Source organism: Reyranella sp. (genome assembly GCF_965227665.1).
Taxonomy (GTDB): Bacteria; Pseudomonadota; Alphaproteobacteria; order Reyranellales; family Reyranellaceae; genus Reyranella.
The window spans coordinates 5,450,802-5,475,711 of sequence record NZ_OZ245767.1 but is presented as its reverse complement, the minus strand read 5'-3'; the positions used below and the strand labels follow the sequence as shown (position 1 = coordinate 5,475,711).

At 64.8% G+C, this 24,910-nt stretch carries 18 protein-coding genes and 4 tRNA genes; 6 read left to right on the top strand and 16 right to left on the bottom strand.

The genetic code is table 11. From position 1 onward, the window contains the following. Window positions 1-149: 149 nt before the first annotated feature. The 12 genes from rpoC to ACO07I_RS26425 form a co-directional block, all read right to left on the bottom strand. The gene (gene rpoC, locus ACO07I_RS26480) at window positions 150-4,322 is read right to left on the bottom strand and encodes a DNA-directed RNA polymerase subunit beta' (protein WP_422012794.1); all 4,173 of its coding nucleotides are present in this window, start codon (window positions 4,320-4,322) and stop codon (window positions 150-152) included. Window positions 4,323-4,376: 54 nt separating this feature from the next. After that, window positions 4,377-8,546 carry a DNA-directed RNA polymerase subunit beta gene (gene rpoB, locus ACO07I_RS26475; RefSeq protein ID WP_422012792.1) on the bottom strand — a complete coding sequence of 1,390 codons (4,170 nt, stop codon included), beginning with the start codon at window positions 8,544-8,546 and terminating at the stop codon, window positions 4,377-4,379. Between the two features lie 192 nt (window positions 8,547-8,738). Beyond that, a complete protein-coding gene (gene rplL, locus ACO07I_RS26470) occupies window positions 8,739-9,110 on the bottom strand; it encodes a 50S ribosomal protein L7/L12 (protein ID WP_422012790.1) in 372 nt (123 codons plus the stop codon). Window positions 9,111-9,164: 54 nt separating this feature from the next. Further along, the gene (rplJ, locus tag ACO07I_RS26465; RefSeq protein ID WP_422012788.1) at window positions 9,165-9,692 is read right to left on the bottom strand and encodes a 50S ribosomal protein L10; all 528 of its coding nucleotides are present in this window, start codon (window positions 9,690-9,692) and stop codon (window positions 9,165-9,167) included. 336 nt (window positions 9,693-10,028) lie between these two features. After that, window positions 10,029-10,721, bottom strand: coding sequence for a 50S ribosomal protein L1 (gene rplA, locus ACO07I_RS26460; RefSeq protein ID WP_422012786.1), 693 nt, complete (start codon window positions 10,719-10,721; stop codon window positions 10,029-10,031). 4 nt (window positions 10,722-10,725) lie between these two features. Beyond that, window positions 10,726-11,154, bottom strand: coding sequence for a 50S ribosomal protein L11 (gene rplK, locus ACO07I_RS26455; RefSeq protein WP_298316221.1), 429 nt, complete (start codon window positions 11,152-11,154; stop codon window positions 10,726-10,728). A gap of 209 nt (window positions 11,155-11,363) precedes the next feature. Next, window positions 11,364-11,900 carry a transcription termination/antitermination protein NusG gene (gene nusG, locus ACO07I_RS26450; RefSeq protein ID WP_422012784.1) on the bottom strand — a complete coding sequence of 179 codons (537 nt, stop codon included), beginning with the start codon at window positions 11,898-11,900 and terminating at the stop codon, window positions 11,364-11,366. 1 nt (window position 11,901) lies between these two features. Further along, entirely contained in the window at window positions 11,902-12,096 is a 195-nt protein-coding gene (gene secE, locus ACO07I_RS26445; protein WP_422012782.1) for a preprotein translocase subunit SecE, read from the bottom strand. Window positions 12,097-12,116: 20 nt separating this feature from the next. After that, window positions 12,117-12,192 (bottom strand) — tRNA-Trp (locus ACO07I_RS26440). A gap of 48 nt (window positions 12,193-12,240) precedes the next feature. Next, entirely contained in the window at window positions 12,241-13,431 is a 1,191-nt protein-coding gene (tuf, locus tag ACO07I_RS26435) for an elongation factor Tu (protein ID WP_422012780.1), read from the bottom strand. Between the two features lie 69 nt (window positions 13,432-13,500). Further along, window positions 13,501-13,574 (bottom strand) — tRNA-Gly (locus ACO07I_RS26430). A 35-nt stretch (window positions 13,575-13,609) separates the two neighbouring features. Continuing rightward, a tRNA-Tyr gene (locus ACO07I_RS26425) sits at window positions 13,610-13,696 on the bottom strand. Between the two features lie 184 nt (window positions 13,697-13,880). Between ACO07I_RS26425 and rlmB the strand changes: the two genes are divergently transcribed. From rlmB to ACO07I_RS26410, 3 genes are all read left to right on the top strand, one after another. Next, window positions 13,881-14,642 (top strand): 23S rRNA (guanosine(2251)-2'-O)-methyltransferase RlmB, encoded by a 762-nt coding sequence (gene rlmB, locus ACO07I_RS26420; protein ID WP_422012778.1) that lies wholly within the window; start codon window positions 13,881-13,883, stop codon window positions 14,640-14,642. Window positions 14,643-14,691: 49 nt separating this feature from the next. Further along, window positions 14,692-14,766, top strand: a tRNA-Thr gene (locus ACO07I_RS26415). A 97-nt stretch (window positions 14,767-14,863) separates the two neighbouring features. Then, the gene (locus ACO07I_RS26410) at window positions 14,864-16,105 is read left to right on the top strand and encodes a hypothetical protein (RefSeq protein WP_422012776.1); all 1,242 of its coding nucleotides are present in this window, start codon (window positions 14,864-14,866) and stop codon (window positions 16,103-16,105) included. 1 nt (window position 16,106) lies between these two features. Here ACO07I_RS26410 and ACO07I_RS26405 read toward each other — a convergent pair whose 3' ends face one another. Genes ACO07I_RS26405 through ACO07I_RS26395 form a run of 3 tightly spaced genes read right to left on the bottom strand, consistent with a single transcriptional unit; the run spans window position 16,107 to window position 19,705 of the window. After that, window positions 16,107-16,889 carry a glycosyltransferase family 2 protein gene (locus tag ACO07I_RS26405; protein WP_422012774.1) on the bottom strand — a complete coding sequence of 261 codons (783 nt, stop codon included), beginning with the start codon at window positions 16,887-16,889 and terminating at the stop codon, window positions 16,107-16,109. Window positions 16,890-16,899: 10 nt separating this feature from the next. Next, window positions 16,900-17,895, bottom strand: a complete 996-nt coding sequence (galE, locus tag ACO07I_RS26400; RefSeq protein ID WP_422012772.1) for a UDP-glucose 4-epimerase GalE — start codon at window positions 17,893-17,895, stop codon at window positions 16,900-16,902. A gap of 55 nt (window positions 17,896-17,950) precedes the next feature. After that, window positions 17,951-19,705 (bottom strand): carbamoyltransferase, encoded by a 1,755-nt coding sequence (locus ACO07I_RS26395; protein ID WP_422012770.1) that lies wholly within the window; start codon window positions 19,703-19,705, stop codon window positions 17,951-17,953. Between the two features lie 303 nt (window positions 19,706-20,008). Between ACO07I_RS26395 and ACO07I_RS26390 the strand changes: the two genes are divergently transcribed. Further along, on the top strand, window positions 20,009-21,034 hold the full coding sequence (locus ACO07I_RS26390; protein WP_422012768.1) for an NAD-dependent epimerase/dehydratase family protein: 1,026 nt from the start codon (window positions 20,009-20,011) through the stop codon (window positions 21,032-21,034). 64 nt (window positions 21,035-21,098) lie between these two features. Here ACO07I_RS26390 and ACO07I_RS26385 read toward each other — a convergent pair whose 3' ends face one another. Beyond that, the gene (locus ACO07I_RS26385) at window positions 21,099-22,070 is read right to left on the bottom strand and encodes a UDP-glucuronic acid decarboxylase family protein (RefSeq protein WP_422012766.1); all 972 of its coding nucleotides are present in this window, start codon (window positions 22,068-22,070) and stop codon (window positions 21,099-21,101) included. 136 nt (window positions 22,071-22,206) lie between these two features. Here ACO07I_RS26385 and ACO07I_RS26380 point away from each other — a divergent pair, with 136 nt between their 5' ends. Next, window positions 22,207-23,766, top strand: a complete 1,560-nt coding sequence (locus ACO07I_RS26380) for a fatty acid--CoA ligase (protein WP_422012764.1) — start codon at window positions 22,207-22,209, stop codon at window positions 23,764-23,766. Window positions 23,767-23,844: 78 nt separating this feature from the next. Then, window positions 23,845-24,909, top strand: coding sequence for a phosphotransferase (locus ACO07I_RS26375; RefSeq protein WP_422012762.1), 1,065 nt, complete (start codon window positions 23,845-23,847; stop codon window positions 24,907-24,909). Window position 24,910 lies beyond the last annotated feature (1 nt).

Below are 24,910 nucleotides of genomic sequence, written 5' to 3'. Positions count from 1 at the left end.
TGAGCGTTTCCGACTCTTTCCTGACTCGCGGGACGTATGAAGCGCAAGATTCTGACAACCAGATTTAGGGGGTTCTCCCGCCCCAGGCCACAATATGAAAAGGCCGCCCCGGAGGGCGGCCTTTCCGATCTTATATGCGTGCAGCCAACTCAGTCGGCCGCCCGCTCCTCCTCGAGCGTCGGGACAGGCTGGTCCTCGCCCTCGACGCCCGCGGCCAGGATCGCCCGGTCGCGCTGGGCGGCGATGGCCTTGAGCCGGTTCACCACTCCGCCGGTACCCGCCGGGATCAGGCGGCCAACGATGACGTTCTCCTTCAGCCCCTGCAGGGTGTCGACGCGGCCACCGACCGCCGCCTCCGTCAGCACGCGGGTGGTCTCTTGGAAGGAGGCCGCCGAGATGAAGGACTTGGTCTGCAGCGACGCCTTGGTGATGCCGAGCAGAACCGGGTCGGCCTTGGCGGGCTTCAGCTTCTCGGCCAGAACCTTGGCGTTCTCGATCTCGAACTCCGCCTTGTCGACCTGTTCGCCGATCAGGAACGTCGTATCGCCGGCCTCGGTGATCTCGACCTTCTGCAGCATCTGACGCGCGATCGTCTCGATGTGCTTGTCGTTGATCTTCACGCCCTGCAGTCGATAGACCTCCTGGATCTCGTTGACCAGGTACTCGGCCAGCTTCTCGATGCCCAGCACGCGCAGGATGTCGTGCGGGACCGGGTTGCCGTCGATCAGCAGATCGCCGCGCTCCACATAGTCGCCCTCCTGGACGGCAATGCGCTTGCCCTTCGGGATCAGGTACTCGACCGGCTCCGCGCCCTCGCCTTCCGGCACGATCAGGACGCGACGCTTGCTCTTGTAGTCCTTGCCGAACTCGATGCGGCCCGAGATGTCGCAGATGATCGCGAAATCCTTGGGCTTGCGCGCCTCGAACAGCTCCGCCACGCGCGGCAGACCGCCCGTGATGTCGCGGTTCTTACCGCCCTCGCGCGGGATACGCGCGAGAATGTCGCCGGCATTGACGTCCTGGCCGTTCTCGATCGACAGAACCGAGTCGAGCGACAGCAGGTACCGGGCCTCCTGACCGTTGGCCAGCATGATCGGCTTGCCGTCGGCGTCGTGGATGGCAATGCGCGGACGCAGATCGCCACCGCGCGGCTGTCCCTTCCAGTCGACCACGACGCGGTTGGAGATACCCGTCGAATCGTCGATCACCTCGCGCATCGACACGCCTTCGACGAGATCGACATAGACCGCCTTACCCGCCTTCTCGGTGATGATCGGCAGGGTGTAGGGGTCCCACTCGGCCAGCTTCTGGCCCTTCGTGACCGGCGCCTCGCTGTCGACCAGCAGGCGCGCGCCGTAAGGCACGCGATGCTTGGCGCGCTCACGCTGGGCACCGTCGATCAGCACCAGCTCGGTGTTGCGGCCCATGACGACCGGCACGCCCGAACTGTTGATGACGACGTTGCGGTTGCGCACCTGGATCGTGCCGTCGTGACTGGCTTCGATATTCGACTGCTCCGCACCACGCTGCGCGGCGCCGCCGATGTGGAAGGTACGCATCGTGAGCTGCGTTCCCGGCTCGCCGATCGACTGGGCGGCAATGACGCCGACCGCCTCGCCGATGTTGACCGGCGTACCGCGGGCCAGATCGCGACCGTAGCACTTGCCGCACACGCCGACCTTGGTGTCGCAGGTCAGCACCGAGCGGATGCGCAGCTCCTCGATGCCGGCCTTGTCGATCTGCTCGACCCCGACCTCGTCGATGAGCTCGCCGGCCTTGCAGATCACAACGCCGGTCAGCGGATCGATGATGTCGTCCAGCGCCGTACGGCCGAGGACGCGCTCCGAGAGCGGCTCGATCACGTCGCCGCCGTCGACGACCGCGCGCATCGTGAGGCCGCGTTCGGTGCCGCAATCCTCCTCGATGATGATGCAGTCCTGCGCCACGTCGACCAGACGGCGGGTTAGGTAGCCCGAGTTCGCCGTCTTGAGCGCCGTGTCGGCCAGTCCCTTGCGGGCGCCGTGGGTGGAGTTGAAGTACTCCAGCACGGACAGGCCTTCCTTGAAGTTCGACAGGATCGGCGTCTCGATGATCTCGCCCGAGGGCTTGGTCATCAGACCGCGCATGCCCGCCAGCTGCTTCATCTGCGTCGCCGAACCGCGCGCTCCTGAATGGGCCATCATCCACACCGCGTTGACCGGCTTGCCCGGCAGCGGCGTCGAGATGCCCTTCATCATTTCCTCGGCGACCCGGTCAGAGCAACGCGACCAGGCGTCGACGACCTTGTTGTACTTCTCGCCGGAGGTGATGAGGCCGTCCTGGTACTGCTGCTCGTATTCCTTCACTTCCTTGTTGGTCTGGGCGACCAGCTTGACCTTCGCCGTCGGGATGACGAGGTCGTCCTTGCCGAACGAGATGCCGGCGCGGCAGGCGTGATAGAAGCCGAGACCCATCAGGCGGTCGGCGAAGATCACCGTCTCCTTCTGACCGCAGTGGCGGTAGACGGAGTCGATGACGTTCTGCAGGTCCTTCTTGGTCAGCAGGCGGTTGATCAGCGAGAACGGCAGGTTCTCGTGCTTGGGCAGGATCTGCGCCAGCAGGATGCGGCCCGGCGTGGTCTCGACGACGCGGGTCGCGAACACGCCCTTGTCGTCATAGGCCTCGAGACGCATCTTGATGCGCGCATGCATGGAGAGCGTGCGGCTGTGAAGAGCGTGCTCCAGCTCGCCGATCTGGGAGAACAGCGAGCCTTCACCCGGCTCCCCCTCGCGCTCCAGCGTGATGTAGTAGATGCCGAGAACGATGTCCTGCGACGGCACGATGATCGGCTTGCCCGACGCCGGCGACAGGATGTTGTTGGTCGACATCATCAGCACGCGCGCCTCGAGCTGGGCTTCCAGCGACAGCGGCACGTGCACCGCCATCTGGTCACCGTCGAAGTCCGCATTGAAGGCCGTGCAGACCAGCGGATGCAGCTGGATCGCCTTGCCCTCGATCAGCACCGGCTCGAACGCCTGGATGCCCAGGCGGTGCAACGTCGGCGCGCGGTTCAGCAGCACGGGATGCTCGCGGATGACCTCCTCGAGGATGTCCCACACTTCCGGCCGCTCCTTCTCGACCATGCGCTTGGCGGCCTTGATCGTATTGGCCATGCCGTAGTTCTGCAGGCGCGAGTAGATGAACGGCTTGAACAGTTCGAGCGCCATCTTCTTCGGCAGGCCGCACTGGTGCAGCTTGAGTTCCGGACCGACGACGATGACGGAACGGCCCGAGTAGTCGACGCGCTTGCCGAGCAGGTTCTGGCGGAAGCGGCCCTGCTTGCCCTTCAGCATGTCGCTGAGCGACTTCAGCGGACGCTTGTTGGCGCCGGTGATGACGCGGCCGCGACGGCCGTTGTCGAACAGGGCGTCGACCGACTCCTGCAGCATGCGCTTCTCGTTGCGCACGATGATGTCGGGCGCGCGCAGCTCCATCAGCCGCTTCAGGCGGTTGTTGCGGTTGATGACGCGCCGGTAGAGGTCGTTCAGGTCCGAGGTCGCGAAGCGGCCGCCGTCGAGCGGCACCAGCGGGCGCAGCTCGGGCGGGATCACCGGCACCAGCTCGAGGATCATCCATTCCGGACGGGCGCCGGACTCGATGAAGTTCTCGCAGAGCTTGAGGCGCTTCACGAGCTTCTTGCGCTTGGCCTCCGACGTCGTCTCGCGCAGTTCCTCGCGCAGGCGGGGACGCTCCTCGTTGAGGTCGATCGCCTGCAGCATGCCGCGGATCGCCTCGGCACCGATCTCGGCCTCGAAGGAGCCCTCGCCGTACTCATCGAGCGCGTTGAGGTACTGCTCTTCGTTCAGCAGTTCACGGTACTTGAGCGGGGTCAGGCCCGGATTGCTGACGACGTAGTTCTCGAAATAGAGGATGCGCTCGAGGTCGCGCAGCGTCATGTCCAGCAGCAGGCCGATGCGGCTCGGCAGCGACTTCAGGAACCAGATGTGCGCCACCGGCGAGGCCAGCTCGATATGGCCCATGCGCTCGCGGCGCACCTTGGTGAGGGTCACCTCGACGCCGCACTTCTCGCAGGTGATGCCGCGGAACTTCATGCGCTTGTACTTGCCGCACAGGCACTCGTAGTCCTTGATCGGCCCGAAGATGCGGGCGCAGAACAGGCCGTCACGCTCCGGCTTGAACGTGCGGTAGTTGATGGTCTCCGGCTTCTTGATCTCGCCGTGGCTCCAGGTGCGGATGCGCTCGGGGCTGGCGATCGAGATGCGGATCTCGTCGAAGGTCGGGGTGCCCTGCGGCTGGCCCAGTACGTTGATAAGGTCGGTCATTGTTGTCCTACTGTTCTGTGGACGTCATTCTCGAAGTCGGGAGGCCGATCACCCTCAGGTGACCGACTGGTTCAATTCGACGTTGAGGCCGAGGGAGCGCAGCTCCTTGACCAGCACGTTGAAGGATTCGGGGATGCCCGCCTCGAAGGTGTCGTCGCCGCGCACGATGGCCTCGTAGACCTTGGTGCGGCCGGCCACGTCGTCCGACTTGACGGTGAGGATCTCCTGCAGCGTGTAGGCGGCGCCGTAGGCCTCCAGCGCCCACACTTCCATCTCGCCGAACCGCTGTCCGCCGAACTGGGCCTTGCCGCCCAGCGGCTGCTGGGTGACCAGGCTGTACGGTCCGATCGAACGCGCGTGGATCTTGTCGTCCACGAGATGGTGCAGCTTCAGCATGTAGATGTAGCCGACGGTCACCTTGCGGTCGAACGGCTCGCCCGTGCGGCCGTCGACCAGGGTGACCTGGCCGGACCGGTCGAGACCGGCCATTTCCAGCATCTCGACGATGTCGGGCTCGTGCGCGCCGTCGAACACCGGCGATGCGAAAGGCACGCCCTTGCTCAGGTTGCGGGCGAGCTCGATCGTCTGCTCGTCGCTGAGATCGGCGATGTCGGCCTTGAAGCTCTTCTCGCCGTAGATCTCGCGCAGCTGCTTCTTGATCTGCGACACCGAGATCTCGCGCGCGTCCTCAAGCATCTTGCCGATCTTCTTGCCGAGACCCGACGCGGCCCAGCCGAGATGGGTCTCGAGGATCTGACCGACGTTCATGCGTGACGGCACGCCGAGCGGGTTGAGCACGATGTCGACCGGACCGCCCTCTTCCAGGTACGGCATGTCCTCAAGCGGCATGATGCGCGAGATGACGCCCTTGTTGCCGTGACGGCCGGCCATCTTGTCGCCCGGCTGCAGCTTGCGCTTGGTCGCGACGAAGACCTTGACCATCTTCATCACGCCCGGCGGCAGCTCGTCGCCGCGCTGCAGCTTGTCGACCTTGCTGTCGAACCGGTCCTGCAGGCGCTTCATCGACTCGTCGAACTGCTTGTTCAGAGCCTCGATCTCGGCCTGCTTCTTGTCGGCCTTGACGGCGATCTGGCGCCACTGGCCGGGCGTGTACTCGCCCAGCACATTGTCGGCGATCTTGGTGCCCGGCTTCAGGCCCTTGAGCCCACCGGCGACCACCTGGTTCATCAGCATTTCCTGGAGTTGGCTGTAGAAGCTGCGCTCGAGGATGGCCTTTTCGTCGTCACGGTCCTTGGCGAGACGCTCGATCTCGTCGCGCTCGATGGCGAGCGCGCGCTCGTCCTTGTCGACGCCGCGGCGATTGAACACGCGCACCTCGACGACAGTGCCTTCGACGCCCGGCGGCACCTTCAGCGACGTGTCGCGCACGTCCGCGGCCTTCTCGCCAAAGATGGCACGAAGCAGCTTTTCTTCCGGGGTCATCGGGCTCTCGCCCTTCGGCGTCACCTTGCCGACCAGGATGTCGCCCGCCTTCACCTCGGCACCGATATAGACGATGCCCGCCTCGTCGAGGTTCTTGAGAGCCTCCTCGCCGACGTTCGGGATGTCGCGGCTGATCTCTTCCTGGCCGAGCTTGGTGTCGCGGGCCATGACCTCGAACTCCTCGATGTGGATCGAGGTGAAGACGTCATCGCGCACGATGCGCTCGGAGAGCAGGATCGAGTCCTCGAAGTTGTAGCCGTTCCACGGCATGAACGCGACGAGCACGTTGCGGCCGAGCGCGAGCTCGCCGTTCTGCGTCGACGGCCCGTCGGCCACGATGTCACCCTTCTTCACATGATCGCCGACCCGGACGAGCGGCTTCTGGGTGATGCAGGTGCTCTGGTTGGAACGCTGGAACTTCAGCAGGTTGTAGATGTCGACGGCCGGACGGTTCGGGCCGATGTCGTCCGTGGCGCGCACCACGATGCGCATCGCATCGACCTGGTCGACGATGCCTGTACGCCGTGCCGAGATGGCGACACCGGAGTCGCGGGCCACCACCTCTTCCATGCCGGTGCCGACCAGCGGCGATTCGGCCTGGATGAGCGGCACCGCCTGGCGCTGCATGTTCGAGCCCATCAGCGCGCGGTTGGCGTCGTCGTTCTCGAGGAACGGGATCAGCGCCGCGGCGACCGAGACGATCTGCTTGGGCGAGACGTCGACGAAATCGATCGTCTCCGGCCGGCCGAGAATGTACTCACCGCCCTTGCGGCACTGCACCAGCTCGGACACGAACTTGCCCTTGGCGTCGATCTCGGCGTTGGCCTGGGCGACCGTGTAGCGGCCCTCCTCCATCGCCGAGAGATAGACGACCTCGTCGGTCACGCGACCGGCCACGACCTTGCGGTACGGGCTCTCGATGAAGCCGTACTGGTTCACGCGGGCATAGGTCGCCAGCGAGTTGATCAGACCGATGTTCGGGCCTTCCGGCGTCTCGATCGGGCAGATGCGGCCGTAATGCGTCGGATGCACGTCGCGCACCTCGAAGCCGGCGCGCTCGCGCGTCAGACCGCCCGGTCCAAGCGCCGACAGGCGGCGCTTGTGGGTGACTTCCGACAGCGGATTGGTCTGGTCCATGAACTGCGAGAGCTGCGAGGAGCCGAAGAACTCGCGCACCGCCGCCGCCGCCGGCTTGGCGTTGATCAGGTCGTGCGGCATCACCGTGTCGATGTCGATCGAGCTCATGCGCTCGCGGATCGCACGCTCCATGCGCAGCAGGCCGACGCGGTACTGGTTCTCCATCAGCTCGCCGACCGAGCGGACGCGGCGGTTGCCGAGATGGTCGATGTCGTCGATCTCGCCGCGGCCGTCCTTGAGGCCGTGCAGCACCTTGACGACCGCCAGGATGTCCTCGCGGCGCAGCGTGCGCTGCGTGTCGGGCACGTTCTCGAAATCGAGGCGCATGTTCATCTTCACGCGGCCGACCGGCGACAGGTCGTAGCGGTCGATGTCGAACAGCAGGCCCTGGAACAGGGTCTCCGCCTGTTCGAGCGTCGGCGGCTCACCCGGGCGCATGACGCGGTAGATGTCGAGCAGCGCTTCTTCGCGGTTCGAGTTCTTGTCCGCCGCCAGGGTGTTGCGGATGTAGGGGCCAACGTTGACGTGGTCGATGGCGAGCGTCGGAAGCTCGTCGATGCCGTTCTCGGCAAACATCTCGAGCACGGCCTCGGTGATTTCCTGGCCGGCTTCGACGTAGATCTCGCCCGTCTTCTCGTTGATGACGTCGACCGCCGCGTAGCGGCCGATCAGCTCCTCGGGCAGGACGCGGATGTCCGTCAGGCCCGCTTCCTTGAGCTTGTTGAGCAGGCGCGGCGTCATCTTCGTGCCGGCGTCGGCGACGGACTTGCCGGTCTTGCCGTTCACCAGGTCGTGCGTCAGCTTCACGCCGCGCATCGACTCGGCGTCGAACGGCGTGTTCCAGCCGTCCTCGCCCCGCGTGTAGACGACCTGCCCGTAGAAGGCGGCCAGAATCTCTTCCGGCGACATGCCCTGGGCGTCGGACGGGTCAAGTGTCTGCCCCTTGGCGATGGCGGACGTCCGCTTCTTCCAGGTGGCGTCGTTGTCCAGCGCCAGCAGCAGCGTCGTCACCGGAATCTTGCGGCGACGGTCGATGCGGACGTGGATCAGGTCCTTGGCGTCGAACTCGAAGTCCAGCCACGAACCGCGATAGGGGATGATGCGGGCGGCGAACAGGTACTTGCCCGAGCTGTGGGTCTTGCCCTTGTCGTGGTCGAAGAAGACGCCCGGCGAACGGTGCATCTGCGAGACGATCACGCGCTCCGTGCCGTTCACGATGAAGGTGCCGTTGTCGGTCATGAGCGGCATGTCGCCCATGTAGACGTCCTGCTCCTTGATATCGCGGATCGAGCGCGAGCCGGCTTCCTCGTCGATGTCCCACACCACGAGCTGCAGCGTGACCTTCAGCGGGGCGGCATAGGTGATGCCGCGCTGCTGGCATTCCTCGACGTCGTACTTGGGCTCCTCGAACTCGTACTTGACGAATTCCAGGCTGGCGCGCTCGGCGAAGTCCTTGATCGGAAACACGCCGCGGAAGACTTCCTGGAGACCCGACTGGGTGCGCTTGGCCGCCGGCGTGACGCGCTGAAGGAAGCTCTCGTAGGAGCTCTTCTGAACCTCGATGAGGTTTGGCATCGGCGCCACCGATTCGATGTGGCCGAAGAAACGACGAATCCGTTTGCGCGTGTTGAAGGCCGTGGCCATCCTGCGTCCTCGAAGGTTCAAGGGCGGTGATAAACACCCGCTGCTTTCTCGGAGCTCCCGGCCCGCCAGCCGTTCGCCCCATCCGTTGCAGAGGGCCACTTGTCGGAACGGACCCCTCGGGGAAGTCCGTTCGGAGAAGAGGCCCGAGCGGGCCGGCCTCCCGAAGGAAGCCGGCCCGGCCGGTAAAAAGTCCTACTTGAGCTCGACCTTGGCGCCTTCGGCCTCGAGCTTCGCCTTGAGCTTCTCGGCATCGGCCTTCGGCACGCCTTCCTTGACCGCCTTCGGCGCCGCTTCGACCAGGTCCTTGGCTTCCTTGAGGCCGAGACCGGTGATCTCGCGGACCGCCTTGATGACGTTGATCTTCTTGTCGCCGGCGGCGGCGAGAACGACGGTGAACTCGTCCTTCACCTCGACCGGAGCGGCAGCCGCGCCAGCAGCGGCGGCAACCGCGACCGGAGCGGCGGCGCTGACGCCCCACTTCTCTTCCAGCAGCTTGCTGAGCTGAGCGGCCTCGAGGACCGTCAGGGCCGACAGTTCTTCGACCAACTTCTCGAGATTAGCCATTTTAGTCTCCTGTAACCCGAACTTCGATAAACGTGATGTCGATTGATAAAAGACTTACGCTGCCTTCGCGTCGTCTTCCTTGGCTCCATAAGCCCCGAACACACGAGCCAGCTGACCGGCGGGCGCCACGAGCACGCCAGCGACCTTGGTCGCCGGGGCCTGTAGAAGACCGATGATCTTGCCGCGCAGAGCATCGAGGGACGGCAGGGTGGCGAGAGCCTGGACGCCATCGACGTCCAATGTCTCACCATCCAGAGAACCGCCGACGATGGTCAGCTTTTCGTTGCCCTTGGCATAGGCCGCGACGACTTTCGCCGCTGCGACCGGATCCTTGGAATAGGCGATGGCGGTCGGTCCCGTGAACATGGGGCCGAGCGCCGTGAAGGGCGTACCCTCGAGGGCACGCAGCGTGAGCCGATTCTTCGTGACCTTGTAGCTTGCGCCGGCTGCCCTGATCTTGCGACGCAGGTCCGTCACTTCCTGGACGGTCAGACCTGACTGGCGGGTAACCACCATCAGATTGGCGTCCTTGAAGATCTGGTTCAGCTCGACGATCGCTTCGGCCTTTTCCGAACGATTCACGGCTTTCTCCAACTATGGTCCAACCCGGAGGATCCGGATCGGACCGGCTGCGTTACAGACTGCGCAGCCTCCGTTAGCGGGTTAGCGCGACACGGAGACCTCGCGGTCCGGTTCGCCTGCCCCGGAAGTTCGGGCACGTGCGCGCACCTTGTGAGGTGCAGCGTCGATTCCCTTGCCCCCGTCTGCACTGGCGGGTTTCCCCATTACACCCGGCCCCGAAGGGTCAAGTACCGGTGGTCTCGGACAGGTGGAGCTGGAAGCCTTGCGGCCTCTTCGCTCCTCCCGCCGCCGGCCTCACGGCCCGCGGCGGAATCTCTCAAAATTTCCCGACAGCGATCAGGCGATCGCGGTGGTCAGGTCGAGCTTGATGCCCGGGCCCATCGTCGAGCTCAGCGACACCTTCTTGATGAAGGTGCCCTTGGCGCCGCTGGGCTTGGCCCGGCTGATCGCCGCGATCAGCGCCTTCACGTTGGCCGTGATCGCCTCCTCGCTGAACGAGGCCTTGCCCACACCAGCATGAACGATGCCAGCCTTTTCGGCGCGGAACTCGATCGAGCCGGCCTTGGCGGCCTTGACGGCGGCGGGCACGTCCTGCGTGACCGTACCGAGCTTCGGGTTCGGCATCAGGCCGCGCGGGCCCAGGACCTTACCCAGCCGACCCACCACGCCCATCATGTCCGGGGTGGCGATGCAGCGCTCGAAGTTCATTTCGCCGGCGTTGATCTTCTCGGCCAGGTCCTCGGCGCCGACGATATCGGCCCCGGCGGCCTTGGCTTCCTCCGCCTTGGCACCACGCGCGAACACCGCGACGCGCACCGACTTGCCGGTGCCGTTCGGCAGTTCGATCATGCCGCGCACCGCCTGGTCGGCGTGACGCGGATCGATGCCGAGGTTCATCGCGACCTCGATGGTCTCGTCGAACTTCGCCTTGGCATTGGCCTTGACGATCTTCACCGCCTCTTCGAGCGGATACATCTTCTCGCGGTCGACCGTGGCGGACGCCGTCTTGTAACGCTTGCCCTGGGCCATGGTCCTACTCCACCACCTGGAGGCCCATCGAGCGGGCCGAGCCCACCACCTGGGCCATCGCCGACTCGACGGTATCGCAATTGAGATCGGGCATCTTCTGCTCGGCGATCTCGCGAACCTGCTGCGTCGTCACCTTGCCGACGATCTGCGTACCGACCGTCTTGGCGCCCGACTCGATGCCGGCTGCCTTCTTCAGGAAGTAGGTCACCGGCGGCGTCTTGGTGACGAACGTGAAGCTGCGGTCCTGGAACACGGTGATGACCACCGGGATCGGCATCCCCGGTTCCATCTTCTGCGTCTTCGCGTTGAACTGCTTGCAGAATTCCATGATGTTGACGCCCTGCTGACCGAGCGCGGGCCCGATCGGCGGAGACGGATTGGCCTTGCCAGCCGGCACTTGCAGCTTGACGTAGGCTTGGATCTTTTTAGCCATGCATGCCCCTTTCCTGTGGGCGGCGCGGTCCGGCCATGGCAGGCCTCCCGCACCAGAAAATGATCAAGTCCTTGATCCCAAAGGATTTTCGGCCTCAATCCACCTCATGAGAAAAGGCCGGCGCACGGCCAGCCCTCCCAAGGGCGCGCGATCTACCAAATAAGATCGCCCGCCACAACCCTGATCTTGTCCACCGATATGGGAACGAATCAGATCTTTTCCACCTGTGCGTAGTCGAGTTCGACCGGGGTCGACCGGCCGAAGATCGAGACGGCCACCTTCACGCGTGCCCGTTCCTCGTCCACATCCTCGACAGTACCGTTGAAGGAAGCGAACGGACCGTCGGCCACCTTGACCTGCTCGCCGATCTCGAAGCTGACGGCGGGCTTGGGACGCTCCACGCCTTCCTGAACCTGCTTCAGAATGCGGCTGGCTTCGGCTTCGGAGATCGGTACCGGCTTGCCGCGACCACCGCCGCCCAGGAAGCCCGTGACCTTGGCCGTGTTCTTGACCAGATGCCAGGAGTCGTCCGTCAGGTCCATCTTCACGAGCACATAGCCCGGGAAGAACTTGCGCTCGGTATTGACCTTGCTGCCGCGGCGGACTTCCACGACTTCCTCGGTCGGAACGATGACCTCGGTGATTTCGTCGTCCAGACCCTTCTTTCCGGCCTGTTCACGGATCGACTGGGCGACCTTGTTCTCGAAGCCCGAGTAGGCGTGAACGACGTACCAGCGATGAGCCATGTCAGGAAACCCCGAGGAGAAGCTTCACGACGAAGCCAATGACCTTGTCGGCCACCAAAAAGAACAGCGAGGAGATTACGACAAAGATGAACACCATGCTGGTGGTGATCATGGTTTCGCGCCGAGTCGGCCAGGTGACGCGCGCCACCTCGGCTCTGACTTCTCGGGCGAACTCGATCGGATTCTTCGTCGTCATGATCGCCAATCTTCAAAAAATGGCAGGAGCGGAGGGACTCGAACCCACGACCCTCGGTTTTGGAGACCGATGCTCTACCAACTGAGCTACACTCCTGCAGACCATCGCCGCCGGATTGGTGCCGGCGGCGATCCTCTTATAGCACTACTTTACGACTTTGGTGACGACGCCGGCGCCGACGGTGCGGCCGCCCTCGCGGATGGCGAAGCGCAGGCCCTCGTCCATGGCGATCGGCTGGATCAGCTCGACCACCAGCCGCGCGTTGTCGCCCGGCATCACCATCTCCGTGCCTTCCGGCAGCGTCACCACGCCCGTCACGTCCGTCGTCCGGAAGTAGAACTGCGGACGGTAGTTCGTGAAGAACGGCGTGTGACGGCCGCCCTCTTCCTTCGTCAGGATGTAGGCTTCCGCCTCGAAGTTCGTGTGCGGCGTGATCGCGCCCGGCTTCGACAGAACCTGGCCGCGCTCCACGTCCTCGCGGCCCACGCCGCGCAGCAGCGCGCCGATATTGTCGCCCGCCTCGCCCGAATCCAGCAGCTTGCGGAACATCTCGACGCCCGTGACCACCGTCTTCGTCGTGGCCTTCAGGCCCACGATCTCGACTTCCTCGCCGACCTTCACGATGCCGCGCTCCACGCGACCCGTCACCACCGTGCCGCGGCCCGAGATCGAGAACACGTCCTCGATCGGCATCAGGAACGGCTTATCCTTGTCGCGCGCAGGCTGCGGAATGTACTTGTCGACCTCTTCCATCAGCTTCAGAACGGCCTGCTCGCCCAGCTCCGGGTTCTTGTCCTCCAGCGCCATCAGCGCCGAGCCCCGCACCACCGGAAGGTCGTCGCCCGGGAACTGGTAGCTCTTCAGCAGCTCGCGCACTTCCAGCTCGACCAGGTCCAGAAGCTCCGGGTCGTCGACCATGTCGCACTTGTTCATGAACACCACCAGCGCCGGAACGCCGACCTGGCGCGCCAGAAGGATGTGCTCGCGCGTCTGCGGCATCGGGCCGTCGGCCGCCGAAACCACCAGGATCGCCCCGTCCATCTGCGCCGCGCCCGTGATCATGTTCTTCACGTAGTCGGCGTGGCCCGGGCAGTCCACGTGCGCGTAGTGACGGTTCTGCGTCTCGTACTCGACATGCGCCGTCGAGATCGTGATGCCGCGCTCGCGCTCTTCCGGAGCCTTGTCGATCTGGTCATAGGCCGTGAACGTCGCGCCACCCGTCTTCGCCAGGATCTTCGTGATCGCAGCCGTCAGCGACGTCTTGCCATGATCGACGTGACCGATCGTTCCGATGTTGCAGTGCGGCTTGTTCCGCTCAAACTTTGCCTTCGACATGGTGTCGCGACCCTCGTGATGCTTCAGCTTCTACACAGACCGTACTTAACTGGCCGACTTAGCCAAACCTGGAGCGGGTGAAGGGAATCGAACCCTCGTCGTAAGCTTGGAAGGCTTCTGCTCTACCATTGAGCTACACCCGCAACACCCAAACAGAACCACTCTCGCCATGGACCGCTGGTGGAGGGGGAAGGATTCGAACCTTCGTAGACGCGAAGTCGGCAGATTTACAGTCTGCTGCCATTGACCGCTCGGCCACCCCTCCGTCCCAACCGGCATAAACGGAAAAAGCCTGTAGGCGCGGGGAGATACAGTGGCTTCCCGCGACTAGCAAGCACTTCCTTGCGGTGGAAACAAAACGCGCGGCAGCCGGTCGCGCCCGTTGTCCCGATATGACACCCGCGACACGGGATTTGCCCGCACCCGCTCCGCGCCATACAAGGCTCGCCATGCCTCCTCGCCCCAACCGTCCCCATCGCCAGTCCCGCACCGGCAACCAGTCCATCTGGATTTTCGGCCGACACGCCGTGCTCGCGGCCCTCGCCAACCCCGACCGCCGGATCGAACGGGTGTTCGTGACGAAGGAGATGGCCGACGCCCATGCCGCCGAGATCGGCAAGACGGACAAGACCATCACCTCTCGCGAGGACCTGAACCAGCGCCTGCCCAACGGCGCCGTTCACCAGGGCATCGCGGCCCTCGTGGCGCCCCTGGAAGAGCCCGCCCTCGAGGATATCCTGGCGCGCTGCGGCGACAATGCCCTCGTCCTGGCCCTCGACCAGGTGAGCGACCCGCACAATGTCGGCGCCATCCTGCGGTCGGCCGCGGCCTTCGGCGCCGCCGGCGTGATCGTGACCGACCGTCACACCCCGTCGGACACCGGCACCCTGGCCAAGGCCGCTTCCGGCGCCCTCGAGGTCGTCCCGCTGGTGCGCGCCGTCAACCTCGCCCGCGCCCTCGACCAGCTCAAGGAGGCCGATTTCTGGACCTACGGGCTGGCAGAAAGCGGCGACACGCGCATCGGCGACCTCGATCTCAAGGGCCGGACCTGCATCGTGCTGGGGGCCGAAGGCGAAGGGCTGCGCCGGCTGACGACGGAGAAGTGCGACCGGCTGGTGACGATCCCCACGAGCGACGCGCTCTCGGCCCTCAACGTCTCGAACGCCGCCGCCGTCGCCGCCTACGAATGGGCACGTCAGCAACCGAAATGATGCGACTTTCGCGGAGTTCGGTTATCTATCCGCCGAAGGCAGCCTGAGGGCCGGGTTAGCACAGCGGTAGTGCAGCGGTTTTGTAAACCGAAGGTCGGGGGTTCGATCCCCTCACCCGGCACCAGCCTTTTTCTGGACCTTGCTGTGGCGGTCCTGCGGGACAGCCGCCGCGAAACGGCAGATCAGAACCAGCAAGGCACGAGCCGCTTTTTTAATTCTGGTTGACCCTGCATGTTGTTAGTCAACCAGAGTTGCAAACAGCCAATCGCCAGATTGATGCGCATTCAACGAGCGGCCCCATCCTGACCATGAGCCGCAGTCTTTGGCCCGCTCGGTGGTTCGCACCAACAGCCTCGGCGACGAGTGTTGCTTCGGCGGCGGCGGTCCCCCAAGACGACAATGCGATAAAAGCATGCCGCCCCGAGTTGGAACCGAAAATCAAAGATGTGGTGTTCGTCCACATCCCCAAAACCGCCGGCACGTCGATGCGCAATATGCTCTCGGCGGCCCTGCCGACTGCCACGAAGTTATTCGAGTATGGAGCTGACACGGGCACGCTGATCCCCGCGCCGCAAATCACCGTGGGTGCTGTGGATGGCGGGGCCAGCGCCGCAACGGGGCCCGGCGACATCATAGATGCTTATGCGTTCGGCATCCGAACGCCCGAGAAGATCGCCGCGCTGCGAGGTGAAGCGCCTCGGGGTCAGCGATTTCTGGTCAGCAGCCATTGGCCTATCCGTCACTGGACCTCTGCCTTTCACCCTGCATCGGTCGTGACTTTCCTGCGCGATCCCGTCGATCGCGTCGAGTCCATCTATCGGATGCAGGTCAGAGATAAAAGCTTCACCGGTTCGTTCGCCGAATTCTATGAGTCGCAGGACCAAATCAATGTTCAGTGCCGGAAGCTGCAGGGAGTGGACCTGCACCACCTGGGCTTTGTCGGGCTGGTTGAGTTCATGCCAGACATGCTCAAAGCCTTGTCCCGGCACCTTGGCCTGGAGCTTCAGACGCGCCACGACAATAACGCCGGCCGTTCTCACCGACCCAAAATAGATGCAGGCACCCGCTCCCGCATACTTGCGCTCAACGAGGACGATGTGTGCCTCTATGGTCATGTCGAGGCCAACCTGGACTACTTCACGAACCATCGCGGTCGTCCCCTGAGCATAAGCTCCAAGCTTGCCAGAGGCAGAGTGTATCGGACGAAAGAAGGCACCCTCAGCGGTTGGGCCGTGGCGCACGATCCGAACCAGATGGCAACGATCGAAGTCCGGGTCGGCGGGCAAGCTGTTCAGCGCTGCTACGCCGATCAGTTTCTACCCTGGCTGAAGAAGATGACGCCCCACGGGGTTGGCGGCTTCGAGATTTGCTTACCGGCGGGCCTGCCGGTGGATAAAATGCCGATTCGGGTGGTCATCGCCGGGACGGAGAAGGACCTCAAAGGCTCTCCACTCATCCCTTGACTCAATCGGACCGCGTCAGCGCCGACAGACGTTTGTCCAACAGCTCGAGCGCCACCAGTACTTCCGCAAGCAGGCGCTGGAAGGCGTAGAACCAGCCGGCCTTTCCGTCGAGGATCGCGCCCTTCGCGAACAGCACATAGCCCAGCACCAGGATCGGCGCGGGCCAGCCCATCAGGCGTATCCTGTCGGCACGGCCCAGCCGGTCGCGCGGGGCCTCGAGAAGATGACTGGCCTCGCGGGCGGCGTACTTGAGCTGCGAGCCCAGCCAGCGCGACAGCGGCTTGCGATCGTCGTGATAGATCCTGCCCTCGAGGGCCGCGACGCGGCCCTGCAGGCGGATGCGATGGCCGTGCCCCTCGTTCTCGTATTGCGCGCCTGCGACACGATAGAGCACGGTGCGCGGGGGATAGAGCGTGCCGCGCAGCGGGTGGCCGTGGATCCGGTAGATGAACGCCGCCTTGTAACCTGTGTCTCGCGCCCCCGGCTGCAGCTCTGCCAGTTCCGAAACGAAGGCGTCACTCAGCTCGTAGTCTGCATCGAGCGAGAGGACCCAGTCGGTGCGGATCTGCGCCAGGCCGAAATTGCACTGTTCGGCGAAGCTGTCGAACGGGCGGTGGATGATCTCCGCACGCGGATTTGCGGCCAGCACGTCCAGCGTGCCGTCGGTGCTGCCGCTGTCGATCACGACGATGCGCCGCGCCCAATCGAGTTTTGCCAGCGTCCGCCCGATATTCTGGATCTCGTTGAAGGTGATCAGCAGCGGGGTGATGCTGTCGCGATCCATTGGGGCGTCCCTAGCGGGCCTTCGCCTGCATCGCGCGGCTGCGGCTGTCCGTCATCCACATCCAGGCGCTGCCGATGATGTCGTCGATCGCCGAATGGACCGGCGTCCAGTCCAGCGCCTGCCGCGCCCGCGAGACGTCGGCCACCAGCACCGGAGGATCGCCTGCCCGCCGCGGTGCCGCGACGGTCCGGATCTCGCGGCCGGTGAGGCGCCGCGCGCGGTCGACAAGTTCGCCGATGCTGGCACCTTGTCCGCCGCCTAGATTGTAGGCCTGAAAATTACCGGCCTCGCAGCGCGACAGCGCGGCGACATGCGCCGCCGCGAGGTCGGTCACATGCACATAGTCGCGGACGCAGGTGCCGTCCGGCGTATCGTAGTCCGTCCCGAAGATGGAAATGTCGGGCCGAATGCCGTGCGCTGCCTGCAGCACCAATGGGATGATGTGCGTCTCCGGATCGTGCTCCTCGCCAATCTCGCCCTCGGGATCGGCGCCGCCGGCGTTGAAGTAGCGCAGCGCGATCGCCCCCAGGCCGTGAGCGCTACAGGCATCGCGCAGGATCTGCTCCCCCATCAGCTTGGTGCGGCCGTAGGTGTTGATTGGCAGCTGCACGGTGCTTTCGACGACCGGAAGTACATCGGGCACGCCATAGGTCGCGCAACTGCTGCTGAACACGATGGAGCCGACGCCATGCGCACGCATGACCTCGATCAGCGCAATCATGCCGCCGACATTGGCGCGATAGTAGCGCACCGGCTCGATCATCGACTCCCCGACATAGGCGAGCGCCGCGAAATTGATGACCGCATCGGGCTTGTGCTCGCGGATCGCCGCTGCGAGCGCCACGGGATCGTTGATGTCGCCCTGGACCAGCGGGCCCCACTTCACGGCCCATGGATGGCCCGTATGCAGGTTGTCGTAGGCGATCGGCAGGTGGCCTGCACGTGCAAGCGCCTTGCATGTATGCGAGCCGATATAGCCCGCACCCCCCGCCACCAGTACACGCACTATGCCGTTCCCCCCGCTCGAATGCTCTGAAGAGCAGGATAGCCCAATTGCACGGTCAGCGCTGAATAAGCGTGTCGCCGAGCACGAGGACATCCATCTTGGTCCGCAGGAAGCAGTCGATCGCCTCCTCGGGCTTGCAGACCACGGGCTCGTTCTCGTTGAAGCTGGTGTTCAGCACGATCGGCACGCCCGTGAGTTCGCGGAAGGCCGTGATCAGCCGCGCATAGCGCGGATTGCCCGACCAGGTGACGGTCTGGAGGCGGCCGGTCCCGTCGACATGAGTGACGGCCGGGATCTCCTTGCGCTTCTCCTCCCGGATGCGAAAGACCTGCATCATGAACGGCACGTCGTCGTCGGTCTCGAACCAGTCGGGCACGGCTTCGCGCAGGATCGAAGGCGCGAAGGGCCGGAAGGATTCCCGCCGCTTGATCTTGAGATTGAGGATGTCCTTCATGTCGGCACGGCGCGGATCGCCCAGGATCGAGCGGTTGCCGAGCGCGCGCGGCCCCCATTCCAGCCGCCCCTGGAACCAGCCGATCACCTTGCCCTCGGAGATCGCCTGCGCGGTGTGTCGGCACAGCGTCGCCTCGTCGGCGATGCGCTCGATGCGGCAGCCGGCTGCGTCGAAATCTGCCCGGCGCCGGGCGATGGCCGCCGCGATCTCGTCCGGCGTCGCCGACGGGCCCCAATAGGCGTGGTCCATCACGAAGTGGCGCCTGGCCGACGCCCCGCCGGTCCTGTGCCAGGTCGCGAAGGCCGCCCCGATCGCGCCGCCGGCATCGCCGCCGGCCGACTGGACGTAGAGCTTGCGAAACGGGGTACGCTCGAGAACCTTGCCGTTGGCCACCGAATTGTAGGCGCAGCCGCCGGCCAGCACGACGGCGTCGGTCCCGTAGCGGGCATGCAGGGCGTTCAGCAGGTTGAAGAAGGCGTTCTCATAGGTCACCTGTGCGGAACGCGCGATGTCGCGGTGCTTGTCCTCGAGGGGCGCCTCCGGGTCCCGCGCGGGTCCCAGCAGCGTGACGAGTGCGTCGCTCCACAGGCGGCCTCCCGAGGGGATGCCGTCCTTGACCTGATAGTTGGCGCCCTCCCCCGAGGCATGGCGGAAGTAGCGCAGGTCGAGCGCGAAAGTACCGTCGTTCCTGAGACGCACGATCTCCTTCATCTGGTCGACGAAGGCCGGCTGGCCGTAGGGCGCGAGGCCCATGACCTTGTACTCGTCGCCATAGTGCGGGAACCCGATGAACTGGGTCATCGCTTCGTAGAAAACGCCTAGCGAATGCGGGAAATAGACCCTGCCGTCGACCGACAGGTTTCCCCCCTCGCCCATCCCCCAGGCCGCAGAGGAAAAATCGCCGAAGCCGTCGACCGACACGGCCACCGCCCGCTCGTGGGGTGACACCAGGAAGGCCGATGCGAGATGGCACAGATGGTGTTCGACCATATGCGCCGTGCCGCGGAACTCCTGGTCCGGCAGATGGCGCTTGAGGTTGCCCGCGATGTCGGCGCGCTCGCCGCGATTGCGCAAACGGCTCATCACGTAGTTCAGGCTGACGCGCGACGTCAGCGCGAAGGCGAGCTTGCGCCAGCGATTGGCGGTGTTGTCGCTGTTGACCGCGACATGGTCGACTTCGGCCAGCGAGATGCCGGCCTCGGCCAGGCAATATCGGATCGACTCACTCGGGAAGCCGCCCCAGTGCTTGATGCGGCGAAACCGCTCCTCCTCCACCGCCGCGACCAGTTCGCCATCCTTCACCAGGCAGGCGGCCGCATCGGCGTGATAGGCGTTGAGGCCGAGAATATAGGTCATGCGGGCAGGTTGGACATTCGAAAGACTACGCCTATGTGGTTGGTATAGATCAATTTTTGCGAGGGACCACCTTTTTCACCGGCCTTGCGGCCACGAAGGCGTCTTCGTCTGCAGACCATGCATAGCCCATGCGGCGCGTCGACGGCTTGACGAGGCCGGCACTTCCGATCAAACGGACAGCCTCGAGCGGCCCCCTCGGTTCCCGGGGCCCCGATCGCGTGCTCGACCGAGGCGCGTCGCAACCCTCGCAAGTCGTTGACAAGTCGGATAAAACCCCTCGCTTCGATCGAAAGGCTCTCGTGCATGTCCAAGAATGATCTCGTCGTCGTGACCGGCGCCGGTGGCTTTATCGGCGGCCATCTGGTGAAGGTCCTGCAGCAACGCGGCCACACAAGGATTCGCGCGGTCGACGTGAAGCCGCTCGATGAGTGGTACCAGAAGATCCCGGGTGTCGAGAACCAGGTGGGCGATCTCGCCCTGCTCGAACCCTGCCGCAAGGCCGCCCAGGGCGCCGCGATGATCTACAACCTCGCCGCCGACATGGGCGGCATGGGCTTCATCGAGACCCACAAGGCCGAATGCATGCTGTCGGTGCTCACCAGCACCCACATGCTGGTTGCCGCCAAGGAAGCCGGCGTGCCGCGCTTCTTCTATTCGTCCTCGGCCTGCGTCTACAACGGCGACAAGCAGACCGACGCCAACGTCACCGCGCTCAAGGAAGAAGACGCCTACCCCGCCCTGCCGGAAGACGGCTACGGCTGGGAGAAGCTCTTCAGCGAGCGCATGGCCCGCCACTTCCGTGAGGATTTCGGCATCGCCACCCGCGTTGCGCGCTACCACAACGTCTACGGTCCCGAAGGCACCTATGACGGCGGCCGCGAGAAGGCTCCGGCCGCGATGTGCCGCAAGGTCATCGCCGCCAAGCTGTCAGGCAAGCATGAGATCGAGATCTGGGGCGACGGCGAGCAGACCCGCTCGTTCATGTACATCGACGACTGCACCGAGGGCACGATCAAGCTCGCCGAGAGCGACATCATCGAGCCGCTGAACATCGGCAGCGACGAGCTGGTCAGCATCAACACCCTGGTCGACATGGTCGAGAAGATCGCCGGCATCAAGCTGAAGCGCACCTACAAGCTCGACGCGCCGAAGGGCGTCCGCGGCCGCAACAGCGACAACACGCTGATCAAGAAGCTGATGAACTGGGCCCCGTCCGTCCGTCTCGAGGACGGCATGGAGAAGACCTACAAGTGGATCTACGACGAGATGACCTCGGGTAAGGCCTCGGTCGTCAACGCCCTGCCGAAGCAGGCCCTCGCGGCCCAGTAAGGCCCAAGGGAAGCAGGACGACGAACGCGCCGCGAAGGAAACTTCGCGGCGCTTTGCATTTGGGCTAACGGCCGATCCCGCTCACGCCTCGGTTGCTCTTCAGCAGCTCGTCGAAGAAGGCGATCGTCTTCGTCAGCCCGTCGTCGAGCGCGACCTTCGGCTCCCACTTGAGCGCCTCGCGGGCGAGCGTGATATCCGGGCAGCGCTGCATCGGATCGTCGACCGGAAGCGGCGCGAATACGAGCCGGCTCTTGCCGCCGACCTTGTCGAGGATCTTCTCGGCCAGGTGGCGGATCGGCATTTCGACCGGGTTGCCGATGTTCACCGGCCCGGTGAAGTCGTCGGGCGTATGGTCCATCAGGCGCTGCCAGCCGTCGAGCAGGTCGTCGACGTAGCAGAAGGCCCTGGTCTGCATGCCGTCGCCGTAGATGGTGATGTCCTCGCCCTTCAGCGCCTGCACGATGAAGTTCGAAACGACGCGCCCGTCGTTGGGGTGCATGCGCGGACCGTAGGTGTTGAAGATGCGCGCCACTTTGATACGCAGCCCGTGCTGGCGGTGATAATCGAAGAACAGGGTCTCCGCGCAGCGCTTGCCCTCGTCGTAACAGGCGCGCGGCCCCAGCGGATTGACGTTGCCGCGATAGCTCTCGACCTGCGGATGAACGGTCGGGTCGCCATAGACCTCGCTGGTCGAGGCCTGGAAGATCTTGGCCCGCACCCGCTTGGCCAGCCCCAGCATGTTGATGGCGCCATGCACGCTGGTCTTGGTCGTCTGCACCGGATCGTGCTGGTAGTGGATCGGCGAGGCCGGGCAGGCGAGATTGTAGATCTCGTCGACCTCGACATAGAGCGGGAAGGTCACGTCGTGGCGCATCAGCTCGAAGCGCGGATTGTCGAGGCAGGCCAGCACGTTGGCCTTGCTGCCGGTGAAGTAGTTGTCGACGCAGAGCACGTCGTGTCCGGCCTCGAGCAGGCGCTCGCAGAGATGCGAACCGAGGAAGCCCGCCCCGCCGGTGACCAGTATCCGCTTGCCCATGGTGCCTCTCGGAATCGCCTCTGACGTCGCGCTCGACACTAGGCGATCAAGCTCTTGAATTCACTTCAAAATCACCGAAGGATGACGCTGCCCGACCGCTAGGGGGACCGGGCCAATATCGCAGGGGAAGCGTCCTATGAGCATCGAGATGGTCGGCTTGGCCGACATCGTGCGCGTCCACGGTGCGGCACGTCCGGACACGGTGGCGATCGTCTACGAAGGCCGGCCCACGACGTACGGCGAACTCGATCGTGCCTCCAGCCGCGTTGCCAGCGGCCTGCTCGCCGAAGGCATCGAGCCGCAGGTTCGCGTCGCCCATCTCGACAAGAGCAGCGACCTCTTCTTCGAGTTGCTGTTCGGCGTCGCCAAGGCGGGCGCCGTCATGGTCTCGGTGAACTGGCGCCTCGCCGCCCCCGAGGTCCTGCAGATCGTGAACGACGCCGAGGCAGAGATGCTGTTCGTCGGCGAGGAGTACTTCCCAATCGTCGAGGCGATCCGCGATCGGTTGAAGAGCGTGCGCAGGATCGTATCGCTGGGCCCCCGCCACGGCGACTGGGAGGCCTTCGTGGACTGGCGCGACCGGCACCCCGCCAGCGATCCACGCCTGCCCGCGCGCCCACGGGACACAGCCGTGCAGTTCTACACCAGCGGCACCACAGGCCTGCCGAAAGGCGCCGAACTGACCAACGCCAACTTCGCCTTCATGTTCGAGCAATGGACACGGAGCTGGCTCCTGAAACCCGGGACCCAGAACATCGTCTGCCTGCCGATGTTCCATATCGGGGGCGCGGGCTGGGCGATCGCCGGTCTTTACGCGGGCGCGACCAACCATGTCGTCCGGGAGTTCGTGCCCGCGCGCGTGCTGGAGATCATCGAGCAGGACCGGATCGAGGTCATGCTGCTGGTGCCGGCGATGATCCTCTTCCTGGTGCAGGCACCGCAGATCCGCGAGACCGACCTGTCGAGCCTGCGCCTGATCGTCTACGGCGCGGCGCCGATCCCGGGCGAGCTGTTGAAGCAGGCCTTGTCGATTTTCGGCTGCGGCTTCCAGCAGGTCTACGGCCTCACCGAGACGACCGGCGCCATCACGCTGCTGCCGCCCGAGGATCACGATCCGTCCGACGCAACAAAACTCCTGTCCTGCGGCTATGCCCAGGTGGGCGTCGAGCTGCGCATCGTCGACGACGCCGGCGCGGACCTGCCCGCCGGGAAGGTCGGCGAGATCGCGGTCCGCTCGCCGCAGGTCATGGCGGGCTACTGGCGCCTGCCCGATGCCACCCGCCGTGCCATCCAGGGAGACTGGTTGTTCACCGGCGACGCGGGCTTTCTCGACGACAAGGGCTACCTGTTCATCCACGACCGCGTGAAGGACATGATCGTCTCGGGCGGTGAGAACATCTACCCGGCGGAGGTGGAGAGCGCCCTGTTCGGCCATCCCGGCGTCGCCGACGTGGCGGTGATCGGTGTTCCCGACGAGCGCTGGGGCGAGGCGGTGAAGGCGGTCGTGGTGCGCAAGCCCGGGACCGACGCCACCCCCGGCGAGTTGATCGGCTGGGCGCGGGAGCGCATCGCCGGCTACAAGCTGCCCAAATCGGTCGACTTCATCGACGCCCTGCCCCGCAACCCGACCGGCAAGATCCTGAAGCGCGAGCTGCGCAAGCCCTACTGGGAAGGCCGGCAGCGCAACATCAATTGACCGTCTGACGTGACCGCCCTGCGGACCCGGCCACAAACGCGTCTCGAATTCCCGATGCCACGGTTCTAGAAGAGTCCCATGTCCAATCTGCCCGACAATCTCACGCCCGTCCGCCAGGCCCACGTTTTCGACGAAGCAAGGCTCGCCGACTACATGAAGGCCAATGTCGAGGGCTATCGCGGCCCGATCAGCATCCTCCAGTTCGAGGGGGGCCAGAGCAACCCGACCTTCCACGTGACCGACGGCGCGGGGAACCAGTACGTGCTGCGCAAGAAGCCGCCAGGGAAGCTGCTGCCCTCCGCCCACCAGGTCGACCGCGAATACCGCGTGATCAAGGCCCTGTCCGACCATACCGACGTGCCCGTTCCCAAGCCCTACGCGCTTTGCCAGGACGATTCGGTCATCGGCACGGCCTTCTACATCATGCAGTTCCTCCCGGGCCGGGTCTTCGCCGACGTGCGCATGCCCGGCGTCTCGCCGGCCGATCGCGGCAAGATCTTCGACTCGATGAACGACGTGCTGGCGCGTCTGCACAATGTCGACTATCGCGCGGTCGGTCTCGGCGACTACGGCCGTGAAGGTCAGTACATCCAGCGCCAGGTCGCCCGCTGGTCGAGCCAGTACGATCTCGCCCGCACCGAAGAGATCGCGTCGATGGAAGCGCTGAAGAAGTGGCTTCCGGAGAACATCCCGCCCGGCGACGAGACGCGCATCAACCACGGCGACTATCGCCTCGGCAATACAATCGTGCACCCGACCGAGCCCCGCGTCATCGCCGTGCTCGACTGGGAACTCTCGACGCTCGGCCATCCGCTGGCCGACCTCGGCTACAATTGCATGATGTACCATTTCGGCGAGGGTTTCGGCGCTTCCGGCGGCTATGCCGGCCAGGACCTGAAGGCGTTCGGCATCCCGACCGAGCAGGAATATCTCGCCGCCTATGCCCGCCGGACCGGCCGCAAGGAAGTGCCGAGCTGGGAGTTCTATCTCGCCTTTTCCCTGTTCCGCCTCGCCGCCATCGTGCAGGGCGTCTACAAGCGCGGACTCGACGGAAACGCCTCGTCGGAAACGGCGACGAAATACGGCAACCGCGCCCGCGCGATGGCCGACCTAGCCTGGTCGATGGTCGAGAAGCGCGCCTGAG

Bases quoted from the DNA above. Each gene is read 5' to 3' on its own strand.
- rpoC (WP_422012794.1), bottom strand. From the start codon at position 4,322: ATGACCGACCTTATCAACGTACTGGGCCAGCCGCAGGGCACCCCGACC.
- rpoB (WP_422012792.1), bottom strand. From the start codon at position 8,546: ATGGCCACGGCCTTCAACACGCGCAAACGGATTCGTCGTTTCTTCGGC.
- rplL (WP_422012790.1), bottom strand. From the start codon at position 9,110: ATGGCTAATCTCGAGAAGTTGGTCGAAGAACTGTCGGCCCTGACGGTC.
- rplA (WP_422012786.1), bottom strand. From the start codon at position 10,721: ATGGCCCAGGGCAAGCGTTACAAGACGGCGTCCGCCACGGTCGACCGC.
- rplK (WP_298316221.1), bottom strand. From the start codon at position 11,154: ATGGCTAAAAAGATCCAAGCCTACGTCAAGCTGCAAGTGCCGGCTGGC.
- nusG (WP_422012784.1), bottom strand. From the start codon at position 11,900: ATGGCTCATCGCTGGTACGTCGTTCACGCCTACTCGGGCTTCGAGAAC.
- secE (WP_422012782.1), bottom strand. From the start codon at position 12,096: ATGACGACGAAGAATCCGATCGAGTTCGCCCGAGAAGTCAGAGCCGAG.
- tuf (WP_422012780.1), bottom strand. From the start codon at position 13,431: ATGTCGAAGGCAAAGTTTGAGCGGAACAAGCCGCACTGCAACATCGGA.
- rlmB (WP_422012778.1), top strand. From the start codon at position 13,881: ATGCCTCCTCGCCCCAACCGTCCCCATCGCCAGTCCCGCACCGGCAAC.
- ACO07I_RS26405 (WP_422012774.1), bottom strand. From the start codon at position 16,889: ATGGATCGCGACAGCATCACCCCGCTGCTGATCACCTTCAACGAGATC.
- ACO07I_RS26395 (WP_422012770.1), bottom strand. From the start codon at position 19,705: ATGACCTATATTCTCGGCCTCAACGCCTATCACGCCGATGCGGCCGCC.
- ACO07I_RS26390 (WP_422012768.1), top strand. From the start codon at position 20,009: ATGTCCAAGAATGATCTCGTCGTCGTGACCGGCGCCGGTGGCTTTATC.
- ACO07I_RS26385 (WP_422012766.1), bottom strand. From the start codon at position 22,070: ATGGGCAAGCGGATACTGGTCACCGGCGGGGCGGGCTTCCTCGGTTCG.
- ACO07I_RS26380 (WP_422012764.1), top strand. From the start codon at position 22,207: ATGAGCATCGAGATGGTCGGCTTGGCCGACATCGTGCGCGTCCACGGT.
- ACO07I_RS26375 (WP_422012762.1), top strand. From the start codon at position 23,845: ATGTCCAATCTGCCCGACAATCTCACGCCCGTCCGCCAGGCCCACGTT.